Source organism: Halomonas terrestris (assembly GCF_049166755.1).
GTDB lineage: Bacteria > Pseudomonadota > Gammaproteobacteria > Pseudomonadales > Halomonadaceae > Halomonas.
The window spans coordinates 1-734 of record NZ_JBMHFZ010000057.1 but is presented as its reverse complement, the minus strand read 5'-3'; the positions used below and the strand labels follow the sequence as shown (position 1 = coordinate 734).

Annotated in this window: 1 pseudogene; it reads right to left on the bottom strand. The window is 65.0% G+C overall.

Features of this window, described 5'->3' with window-relative positions:
* A pseudogene (locus tag ACOMD9_RS21090) lies at positions 1–316 on the bottom strand (group II intron reverse transcriptase/maturase); the annotation flags it as partial.
* Between the last annotated feature and the right edge of the window lie 418 nt (positions 317–734).

Here is a 734-nt window from a genome sequence, read left to right as displayed (position 1 = left end):
CGGCTCGGACTGGGCTGGGGTGGTACTCACCGGCCAGCAGCCGCTCACGCAGCGTCGGCCAGTATTGCTTCAGGTGGTCGGCCAACTGGTCCACCGTCATGCCATCGGCACCCGGCGCCCCTTTGTTGGCGACCACCCTACGGTAAGCCCGCGCCATGTTGACCTTCTCTACCACGGCCTCCATGAGCGGGGCGGACTCCGCTTTCGTCCACGATGACGACGCCGGGACCGTCTCGACGCCCACCGGCTGGGACTCAGGGGTCTGCCCCTGCCCCTCTGGGTGGGTGACGGTATCAGCGCCAGTTGCTGTCTTCATGAGCGATCCTCGAGACGTCATCGCCTACTCGCGGTTCTTCATGTTCGGCCCTTGGTGCCGGGGTGAATCGGCACTTACTATGGCCTCTGCTGACGTCTGATGGCCCATCCCGTCGCCTCTCGACGCCGGTAGCACCGTGGCAGACCACCAGACCTCCCAGGGTAAGACGCGCGACCTTCCCGCTTATGCCTGTCGGATCTACGCCATGGCGTTCCGTGCAAGTACCGGGCTTTGATGATTCTGGCCATCTCACCCCGCCATGACGCCTCGTATCCGCTTCCTGTTCGTCAGGCCAGCGTTTTGCCTCGGGCTTCCTTCAGATCCCCCCTCGCGGGAGACACCCTTGCCGTCGGCTAGCACTTCCCCTTGCCGGGCGTGCGGGGGACTTTCACCCCCAAGTCATCCCGAGGCACCACCC